Origin of the sequence: Kineococcus esterisolvens (assembly GCF_050871405.1) — a bacterium.
Lineage (GTDB): Bacteria > Actinomycetota > Actinomycetes > Actinomycetales > Kineococcaceae > Kineococcus.
Genome location: NZ_JBJLRI010000106.1, coordinates 1 through 9,320, shown reverse-complemented (window position 1 = coordinate 9,320; position 9,320 = coordinate 1). Strand labels below are relative to the sequence as shown.

Genomic DNA, 9,320 nt, shown 5'->3' with positions numbered 1-9,320 from the left:
CGCCCCCCCGCGGGGGGGGGCGCGCGGAGCGGGGGGGTGGGGCGCCGCGCCGGGGGGGGGGCGGCCGGGGGGCGCCCGCCCCCCCCCCCCCCCCCCCCCCCCGTCCTCAGACCGCCGACACCACGAGCGGGACGGCCAGGACCGCCGCCCCCACGAGCACGCACACCGTGTCCGCTCGCCGCCACGGCGCCGGCAGCGCCCAGCTGCGCCGCCCCTCGCCCGCGGCACCGCGCGCATCCATCGCCACCGACACCCGCCCGGCACGCCGGACGGCGTCCACGAGCAGCCCGAAGGCGGCCGAGGCCAGCCAGCGGCCCCGCGACAGCGGTCCGCGCCCGGGCCCCAGCCCCCGGGCGCGACGGGCCGCGGCGAGCTGGTCCCACGCGTCGGCGAGGGTGGACAGCTGCCCCAGCGCGGCGACCACCGCGACCACCACGCGGCCGGGCAGCCGCAGCCGCTGCGCGAGGTGGTCACCGGCCTCGCTGGGGTCCAGGTGCGCCAGCAGCAGCGCCCCGGGCAGGACGAGCACCGCCAGGCGCAGCGCGGCGGTGAGCGCGGCCTGCAGCGGGTCCCCCTGACCGGGTTCGCCCAGCAGCCACGCCGACCAGCCGACCGACAGCGCCCCCACCGCCCCCGGCAGCAACCGGCGCGGCAGCGCCCGCCAGCGCTCCACCACCAGCGGCAGGCACAGCAGCTGAGCGGCCAGGCCCGCCGCACCGGCCACCCAGGTCGTCGCGGCGAACGAGGCGGGCACCGCCAGCAGCGACACCGCGAGCAGCGGCAGCGGCCCGCAGTGCCGCACGAGCGGACCCGGCCCGGCGCTGCGCAGCTCGGCGGGGGTGGGCGGTGGCCCGTTCTCCACAGCTCCCACAGGACCACCCACAGGGTTGTCCCCACGGCACTGCCCACAGTTGTGGACAGGGGTGTGGACATCGGCGTGGGCGACGGCGGGCGCGGTCGCGCGCACGGCGGGGTCGGCGCTCACGACGCCCTCCCCGCGGCGGCGGGCACGGCGGCGGGCACGGCGGCGGCGACGCGCCGGCCGGCGTGCAGGCGCACCGCCCCGTCGCCGCCCGGGTCCACGACCCGCACGAGGCGCTCGTCGTGGCTGCTGACGACGACCGCGGCGCCGTCGCGGGCCGCCGCGCGCAACAGCCCCGCCACCACCGACCAGGTGCGCCGGTCCTGCCCGACGCTCGGCTCGTCGGCCAGCAGCACCGCCGGGGAGGCCGCCAGCGCCCCCACCAGGGCCAGGCGGCGCTGCTCCCCGCCGGAGAGGCGGAACGGGTCCACCCGGGCGCGGTGCGCCAGGCCCAGCAGCTCCAGCAGGGCGTCGGCGTGCGCGGCGGGCAGGCCCAGGGCCGTCGCCGTGGCGGCGGCCTCGGCGCGCGCGGTGGTGCGCACGAAGGCGTGCTCGGGCGTCTGCGGCACCCACCCGGTGCGCGCGGCCAGCTCCCGCGAGCGCCACCGCCACGGTTGCGGGCGCACCCCGCCCGCCAGGGCGCCGCAGGCGCGCAGCTCCCCGGCGGTGGGGCGGGTGAGCCCGGCGAGCACGCCCAGCAGGGAGGACTTGCCGGACCCGCTGACCCCCACGAGCGGGGTCACCCGCCCCGCGGGCACGTCCACGTCCACACCGGTCAGGACGGTGGCGGGGGCGGGGGGCCGCAGCCCGCGGCGGCGGCGCACCAGCCCCAGCCCCGCACCGCGCAGCACGTCGCCGGTCACCGGCAGCCGCGGGGCGAGCAGTCCCGCGGGCACGGCGGCGGGCTCGGGCTCCGGCGCACCGGGCAGCCACAGCTCCCCCTCGCCCGCTCCCGGGACGAGGACCCGCCCGGGCGGGCCGTCGGCGGCGACGCGGCCGTCGCGGCCCAGCAGGACGACCCGGTCCACGTGCCCGGCCCACCCGGCCAGGTCGTGGTCGACGACGACGAGGGTGCGCCCCGCGGCGGCCCGGAGCACCGCCGCGCGCACGGCCTCGGCGGTGGGGGCGTCGAGCATCGACGTGGGCTCGTCCAGCAGCAGGACGCCGGGCTGCAGCGCCAGGACGCCGGCCAGCGCCAAGCGCTGGCGCTCGCCGCCGGACAGGGTCGCCACCTCCCGCCCGCGCCCGGCGGTGAAGCGGGCGGCGGCGTGGGCCCGGGCCACCCGCTCCCACACCTGCTCGCGGGGCAGCGCGAGGTTCTCCGGCCCGAAGGCGGTGTCGCGCCCGGCGGTGGCGGCCACGACCGCGTCCTGCGGGTCCTGCAGCAGCAGGCCGGCGGCGCCGGGACGGGTGGGCTCACCGGCGACGAGGACCTCGCCGGTGGCGACGGGCTCCCCGCCGGGCCCCTCCTCCAGCACGCCCGCCAGGGCGCGCAGCAGGGTGGACTTTCCCGCGCCGCTGGGCCCGGCGAGCAGGACGCGCTGGCCGGCGGGGACGTCCAGGTCGACCCCGTCCAGGACGGGTCGCGCGGCGCCGGGCGGGGTGACGCTCAGCCCCCGCACCCGCAGGGCGGCCGGTGCCGCGCCGGCCGCCTCAGCCACGGGTGCGGTGCTCGTGGCCCGCGGCGAACGCGGACAGGGCGCCGGAACGCGCCAGGGCCCGCACCAGGGCCCAGCCGCCCAGACCCGCCACGAGCACGCCGGAGACGACGAAGAAGCCCGCGTAGACGAGCTTCCAGTCCCAGCTCCACGCCGCCCAGTAGGCGGACCACTCGTAGACGGACTCGGCGGCGGCGGCCACGGCACCGGCCAGGACCGCGACGGCGAGCGTCCAGCGCCGCCACAGGAACAGCGCCACCGCGATCTCCACGCCCAGGCCCTGCACGGCGCCGGAGACGAGCACGCCGGCGCTCCACTGCGTGCCCAGCAGCGCCTCGACGCTGGCGGCGACCAGCTCGGTCAGCAGCGCGGCGCCGGGCCGGCGCACCACCAGGGCCCCGACGACGGCGGGCAGCAGCCACACGCCGCTGACGAGGCCCGCGACGGGCGGGAACAGGGCGAACAACGGGTCGAGGGCGCTGTAGGCGAAGTGCCAGCCCCAGAAGACGACGCCGAAGGCGACGCCGAGGACGGCGCTGGTGACGAGGTCGACGGTGCGCCAGCGGCCGGCGGGGCGGCGTCCGGTGCTCTTGCCGAGGGTGGTGCTCACGGTGGCCTCCTGGGTGCAGGAGGGGGACCCGCGGCCACGGTGGCCACGGGTCGAGGATCGCCCGACTCCCTACGCCGGTGCTAACCGGGTCAGGTTCGAGGGTCTGCGGCTGCCCGCACTCTCAGCGCCCTGCGGCGCTCCCCTGTCGTTCGGCGCCAACCCTACCCCGCTCCCCCGCCCCCGCGGTGGGCGAGCAGGATGGGGGTGTGCTGCGACACCTGCGTGGACCGGACGGCGGCCCTTCCCGGGGGGTGCGCCTGGTCACCGTCGTGCTCGTCGTGGCCCTGGTGGGCGCGACCGCCACGGCGCTGGCGCCGGTGCTGCGGTGGTTCCTGGACCTGCTGTAGGGCAGGGTGCACGCCATGAGTCCCATCGTCTGGAAGCTCGTCGGCCCCGGCGCCGCCGTCGCGGCGGGTGCCGTCGCCAACCGCCTCACGAAGAAGATCTGGGTGAGCGTCACGAAGTCGCCGCCACCGGCCAACCCGGAGGACCCGGACGTGGCGTGGAAGGAGGCCGTGGCGTGGGCGCTGGCCTCCGGCGCCATCATCGGCCTGAGCCGGCTGCTCGTGGAGCGCCAGGCGGCGGTCTGGTACCGCAAGGCCACCGGTGAGCAGCCCCCCGGCCTGCAGCGCGGCCAGGACGTCCGCACCTCCTGACGCGCGGCCGGCCGGGCGCTCCCCGCGACCGGGTGCGCTCGCGCCCGGTCGCGGGGCGGTTCAGCCCCAGCGGGCGGCGAGCCGGTCGTGACGGGCGTCGGCGTCGGGGTCGGTGCGGCGCAGCTCGGGGTGGTCGTCGTGGTGCTCGACGATCTCGCGCGCGCCGGCGGCGAAGCTCGTGGTCGCCGCGAAACCCGGCACCAGGCGCTTGAGCTTGGTGTTGTCGAAGAGGACCGAGTGCGCCTTGTCGCCCAGCAGGCTGGGCCCGCGCGAGGGGTCGTCGCGGGCGATGGCGTCGGAGGGCACGTGCACGAGGACCGGCTCGTCCGCTCCGGCGGCGCGGGCCAGGGCGCGGTGCACGGCGTCCCACGTGACCGCCTCGTCGGAGGTGATGTGGACGGCGTCACCGGTGAGGGCCGGTTCGCCCAGCAGCGGCACGAACCCCTTCGCGAAGTCGGTGTGGTGGGTCAGCACCCACAGGGAGGTGCCGTCGCCGTGCACGACGACGGGCGCGCCGCGGCGCATGCGCTCCACCACGGTCCAGCCGCCGTCCACGGGCGGCGAGGTGCGGTCGTAGGTGTGGCTGGGACGCACCACCGCAGCGGGGAACCCCTCCTCGCGGTAGGCCCGCGCGAGGAGCTCCTCGCAGGCGATCTTGTCGCGGGAGTACTGCCAGAACGGGTTCGCCAGCGGGGTGGACTCGGTGATCGGCAGGTGGCCCACGGGTTTCCGGTAGGCGGAGGCGCTGGAGACGAACCAGTACTGCCCCACGCGCCCGCGGAACGTCTCCACGTCGGCGGCGACGTGCTCGGGCGTGAACGCCAGGAAGTCCACGGCCACGTCGAACTCGCTGCCGCGCAGCGCCTCCCGCACGGCGGAGACGTCCCGGACGTCAGCGGTCACCTGCCGCACGCCCGCGGGCAGGGGGCGCTTGGACGCCGTGCCCCCGCGGTTGAGGACCGTCAGGTCCACCCCGCGCTCCACCGCCAGCGCCGCGCACGCGGAACTGATGATCCCCGTGCCCCCCATGAACAGCACCTTCAGCGCCACGCGCCCACTCCCGTCCTCGACACCGTCGTCGTACGCCGCCCTCGGTGACCGGTGGCGAGCCGAGGATAGGCCTGGAGCGCTCAGTGCACGACCTTGAGCCCGATGACGCAGCCGACGATCCCGGCGAGGAACAGCACCTTGAGCGCGGAGAAGCTCTCGGCGCCGGTGAGCATGGCGTACGCCACCGTCAGGACGGCGCCGATCCCGACCCACACCGCGTAGGACGTCCCCACGGGCAGCTCGCGCATCGCGTACGCCAGCCCGGCCATGCTGGCGACGACCGAGACGGCGAACACGACGGTGGGCCACAGCTTCGTGAAGCCCTCCGAGCGGTCCAGGGCCGTGGCCCACACCGCCTCGAGGGCACCGGAGAGCACGAGGACGATCCAGTGCACGCAGACCTCCTGGACGCGGGGCGAGGTCCCCACGTCTACCGGACCCGGCGACCGCTCCGGACGGGCGGGGGCGGCACGTCGCCCCGGATACCCTGAGCCGGTGACCCCCGGAGCCAAGTCGTCGCTGCACGCGCTGGGGTCCATCGAGCTGCAGACGCGGCGCGAGCTCATCCACGCCCGGCTGCGCGAGGCGATCAGCTCGGGCGAGCTCACCCCGGGCACGCACCTCGCGGAGGTGGAGCTCAGCGAGGCGCTCGGCGTCAGCCGCGGGACCCTGCGCGAGGCTCTGCGTCAGCTGCAGCAGGAGGGCCTGCTGACGTCGGACGCTCGCGGCCGCCTCTCGGTGCGCGTGGTCACCGAGCGCGAGGTCGAGGAGATCTTCACCGTCCGGCACGCGCTGGAGAGCCTGGCGCTGGAACTGATCTGCGCGCGCGAGGACCGCACCTCCGTCGTGGCGCGGGTGCGCGAGGAGCTGGAGAACCTGCGGGAGGCGGAGGGCGACGTCACCGCCCAGCTGGACGCGGACCTGGCCTTCCACGAGCGCATCTGCGAGCTGAGCGGGAACACCACGCTGCTGCACAGCTGGCGCTCGATCAGCGGCCTGGCCCGCGCAGCGATCACGGCGGCGGGGCCGCAGACCGCGCTGCACAACATGGCGTACCAGCGCCACGCGCCGATCGCCGACCACCTGGAGGCCGGCGACGCCGCCGGCGGCCGGGAGTTCCTGCGCACCCACATGCGGGAGGCCGCGGCGCGGATCGAGCAGCGGATGCGCCGCAGCGTGGAGCCCACCGCCGGCTGACCGCGGGACCGTGGCGACTCGCCCGGGGCCTTGACAAGCGCCTCCCACGATGTGGGAAAGTCTCCGCGTTCTACTGTCAACAGTAGGACCGATGACAGTCCAGTGCGGGACTGGTCCCCGTCGAAGGAGATGGCAGTGACGACAGCGAACGGTCGAGTCCTCGGGACCGAGCACAAGAAGAGGGTGGCCGTCGGCAGCGCCGTGGGCACCACGGTCGAGAACTACGACTTCATCGGCTTCGGAACGGCCGCGGCGCTGTACCTCGGCGACGCGTTCTTCCCGGACAGCGACCCCACGACGGCGCTGCTGTACTCCTTCGGCACGCTGGGCGTCGGGTTCGCCGCCCGCCCGCTGGGCGGCATCATCGGCGGCTACCTCGGCGACAAGATCGGCCGCCGGCCGGTGCTCATCGCCTCGCTGCTCGTCATGGGCCTGTCGACGGTGCTCATCGGGGCCCTGCCCACCTACGAGACCGCCGGGATCCTCGCCCCGATCCTGCTCGTCACCGTCCGGATCATCCAGGGCCTGGCCTTCGGCGCCGAGTGGGGCGGCGCGATCCTCATGACGTACGAGCACGCCCCGTGGCGGAGCAAGGGCGCCTACACGGCCATCCCGCAGGCCGGCTTCCCCCTGGGCCTGCTGCTCGCCAACCTCGCCTTCCTCGCCAGCGCGAGCCTGCCGGGCGACTGGGCCTGGCGCGTGCCGTTCCTGCTCAGCTCGATCCTCATCGGCGCGGGCATGTACATCCGCCTGAAGGTCGAGGAGTCCCCGGACTTCGAGGACGCCAAGGAGCAGGGCGAACTGGTGAAGAACCCGCTCGCCGAGGTGGTCCGTCAGGACTGGCGCAACCTGCTGCGCGCCTTCGGCCTGCGCATCGCCGAGACCGCCGGCTACGCGGTCTCCATCTCCTACGTCACCTCCTACGTCCACGACCAGGGCCTGGCCGAGCGTCCCGACACCATCCTGGCGATCGTCGTCGCAGCGCTGATCGGTTTCCCCGCCACGCTGCTGTGGGGCCGGCTCACCGACCGCATCGGCCGCAAGCCCGTGTACGCGTTCGGCACGACGCTGATGCTCCTGTTCGGCGTCCCGATGTTCCTCATGCTCAACACCGGGGACCTGGGGCTCATCATCGCCGTCTTCGTCATCGCCTTCGCGGTGTGCCAGAACTCCCTGGCCGGCACGCAGGGCGCGTGGTTCGCCGAGCTGTTCAGCACCGCGACCCGCTCCTCGGGCGCCTCGCTGGCGTACCAGCTCGCGGCCGTGGTATCCGGCTTCACCGCCTTCGCGGCCGTCGCGGCCTACGAGGCGTTCGGCTGGGCGGGCCCCGCGGGCCTGTTCATCCTCTTCGGCCTCATCGGTCTCGTCGCGACGCTCGCGACGCCGGAGACCAACGGCCCGGCACGCCGCGCCGAGGTCGAGCGCGCCACCGCTGCCGCCACCACCTCACCGAGCGCCTCCACGACCGCCGCGGTCTGACGAGCCCACCGCTCCCGCACCGACCCCCTCGAACTCCCGCACCCAGTGAAGGACCCCGACATGAGCTACCAGACCGGAGTCGGCCAGCGCACCGCCGTCGTCACGGGCGCCGCGTCCCCCCGCGGCATCGGTTTCGCCACCGCCCGCAGGTTCGCCGCCGAGGGGTGGGCCGTGGCCCTCCTCGACGTCGACGGCCCCGGCGCCGAGGCCGCCGCGGACAAGATCGCCAGCGAGTTCAAGACCCCCGTGCTGGGGCTGGCCGCGGACGTGACCGACCAGGAGTCCCTGGCCCGCTGCGTGGAGGTCCTGGCCGCCTCCGAGCTGCCGCCCGTGGGCGCCCTCGCCAACATCGCCGGTGTCGCCTCCCCCACCCCGTTCCTGGAGGTGGACCTGGAGGAGTGGCACCGCGTGGTGGGCATCAACCTCACCGGCACCTTCCTCGCCTGCCAGGCGTTCCTGCCGCAGATGATCGAGCACGGCTACGGCCGGATCGTGAACATGTCCTCGGTCTCCGCGCAGCAGGGCGGCGGCGTGTTCTCCAAGACGCCGTACTCGGCGGCGAAGGCCGGCGTGCTCGGCCTGACGCGCTCCCTGGCCCGCGAGGTGGCCCCCCACGGCATCACCGTCAACGCCCTCAGCCCGGGCGTGGTGGACACCGACATCCGCGCCGGCGCCACCGACGAGGAGAACGAGGCGCGCCTGGCCGCCGCGGTGCCGATGGGCCGCCAGGGCACGCCCGACGACCTGGCCGCCCTGGTCGTGTTCCTCTCCAGCGAGGACGCCTCCTACATCACCGGGACCACCCAGAACATCAACGGCGGTTCGTACATCGCCTGAGCGTCCGGACCCGGACGGTCTCGGAAGGAGCACCCGTGAGCGTGACACCCCTGGCGACGGCTCGACGCGTCGGCATCTCCACGATCAGCTTCCGGTTCCGGCCGCTCGAGGAGGCCCTGACCCTCATCGAGCGGATCGGCGCCGTGGAGGTGGACCTGGGCGCCATCCCCGCCGTGACGGACCACGTGCCGGTGCCCTTCACCGGCGACCCGCGGGAGTACGTGGCCGCGCTCGCGGCGCACGGCCTGACCGCGGGCGCCGTGAACTCCGACGTCGGCCCGCTCAACGACCCGGCGCTCGACGCCGAGGCGCTGGCGGCGACGGTCCGCCCGCTCGTCGAGCTGGCGGCGGCGACCGGTGCGGCGCTCGTCGTGCCGTGCGGCGGGCCGTCCTGGGAGGCGTACGTCGACGAGGAGACGGACCTGTCCCGCTGCGTCGCGAACCTGCGCGCGATCTCGCGGCTGTGCGGGGAGCGGGGCGTGCGCCTGCTGGTGGAGGTGCTGCACCACCGCCGCTGGGTCCACGACGTGGTGCGCGCCGACCGCGTCCTGGCCGCCCTGGGGCCGGAGGAGATCGGGCTGCTGCTGGACACCTCGCACGTCGTCGCCTCCGGCGACGACGTCGTGGCCTGGGCGCGGAAGCACGCCCGGCGGGTCGAGCGCGTGCACCTGCGCGACGCCGTGCCCGGCGACCTCAACCTCGGCATCGGGCGCGGGCAGGTGGACTTCCGCGGCGTGCTCGGCGCCCTGGAGGCCGGGGGCTTCACCGGCACGTACGTGCTGGAGCTGGAGACGCACGACGTCGACGAGCACGAGCGCGAGGCCGACGCCCAGCGGTCCTTCGACGAGGTCGCGGCCCTGCTGGGCGAGGTCGCGGTGGGGGGGGGGGGGGGGGGGGGGGGGGGGGGGGGGGGGGGGGGGGGGGGGGGGGGGGGGGGGGGGGGGGGGGGGGGGGGGGGGGGGGGGGGGGGG

11 protein-coding genes and 1 riboswitch are annotated in these 9,320 nt (G+C 76.1%); of the genes, 6 read left to right on the top strand and 5 right to left on the bottom strand.

What is annotated here, in order from left to right:
- Positions 1 to 106: 106 nt before the first annotated feature.
- From ACRYR8_RS20040 to ACRYR8_RS20030, 3 genes are all read right to left on the bottom strand, one after another.
- Positions 107 to 871, bottom strand: a complete 765-nt coding sequence (locus ACRYR8_RS20040) for an energy-coupling factor transporter transmembrane component T family protein (protein WP_432485453.1) — start codon at positions 869 to 871, stop codon at positions 107 to 109.
- Positions 872 to 981: 110 nt separating this feature from the next.
- A complete protein-coding gene (locus ACRYR8_RS20035; protein ID WP_432485454.1) occupies positions 982 to 2,523 on the bottom strand; it encodes an ATP-binding cassette domain-containing protein in 1,542 nt (513 codons plus the stop codon).
- Entirely contained in the window at positions 2,516 to 3,130 is a 615-nt protein-coding gene (locus ACRYR8_RS20030; RefSeq protein WP_432485455.1) for an ECF transporter S component, read from the bottom strand. The genes ACRYR8_RS20035 and ACRYR8_RS20030 overlap by 8 nt, the downstream gene beginning before the upstream one ends.
- A 49-nt stretch (positions 3,131 to 3,179) precedes the next feature.
- Positions 3,180 to 3,284, bottom strand: a riboswitch (TPP riboswitch).
- 52 nt (positions 3,285 to 3,336) lie between these two features.
- On the opposite strand from ACRYR8_RS20030, the gene ACRYR8_RS20025 reads away from it, so the two are divergent.
- On the top strand, positions 3,337 to 3,477 hold the full coding sequence (locus tag ACRYR8_RS20025) for a hypothetical protein (RefSeq protein WP_432485456.1): 141 nt from the start codon (positions 3,337 to 3,339) through the stop codon (positions 3,475 to 3,477).
- Positions 3,478 to 3,492: 15 nt separating this feature from the next.
- Entirely contained in the window at positions 3,493 to 3,786 is a 294-nt protein-coding gene (locus tag ACRYR8_RS20020; RefSeq protein WP_432485457.1) for a DUF4235 domain-containing protein, read from the top strand.
- 60 nt (positions 3,787 to 3,846) lie between these two features.
- Here ACRYR8_RS20020 and ACRYR8_RS20015 read toward each other — a convergent pair whose 3' ends face one another.
- Both ACRYR8_RS20015 and ACRYR8_RS20010 read right to left on the bottom strand, forming a co-directional pair.
- On the bottom strand, positions 3,847 to 4,815 hold the full coding sequence (locus ACRYR8_RS20015) for an NAD-dependent epimerase/dehydratase family protein (protein ID WP_432485465.1): 969 nt from the start codon (positions 4,813 to 4,815) through the stop codon (positions 3,847 to 3,849).
- A gap of 101 nt (positions 4,816 to 4,916) precedes the next feature.
- Complete coding sequence (locus tag ACRYR8_RS20010) at positions 4,917 to 5,231, bottom strand: DMT family transporter (RefSeq protein ID WP_432485458.1); 315 nt, start codon at positions 5,229 to 5,231, stop codon at positions 4,917 to 4,919.
- A gap of 100 nt (positions 5,232 to 5,331) precedes the next feature.
- Between ACRYR8_RS20010 and ACRYR8_RS20005 the strand changes: the two genes are divergently transcribed.
- From ACRYR8_RS20005 to ACRYR8_RS19990, 4 genes are all read left to right on the top strand, one after another.
- Positions 5,332 to 6,033, top strand: coding sequence for a GntR family transcriptional regulator (locus ACRYR8_RS20005; RefSeq protein WP_432485459.1), 702 nt, complete (start codon positions 5,332 to 5,334; stop codon positions 6,031 to 6,033).
- Positions 6,034 to 6,162: 129 nt separating this feature from the next.
- Complete coding sequence (locus ACRYR8_RS20000) at positions 6,163 to 7,512, top strand: MFS transporter (RefSeq protein WP_432485460.1); 1,350 nt, start codon at positions 6,163 to 6,165, stop codon at positions 7,510 to 7,512.
- A 60-nt stretch (positions 7,513 to 7,572) separates the two neighbouring features.
- Positions 7,573 to 8,349, top strand: coding sequence for an SDR family NAD(P)-dependent oxidoreductase (locus ACRYR8_RS19995; protein WP_432485461.1), 777 nt, complete (start codon positions 7,573 to 7,575; stop codon positions 8,347 to 8,349).
- A gap of 35 nt (positions 8,350 to 8,384) precedes the next feature.
- Positions 8,385 to 9,320: sugar phosphate isomerase/epimerase family protein (locus ACRYR8_RS19990; RefSeq protein ID WP_432486189.1), on the top strand; the 936-nt coding region annotated here is incomplete at its 3' end.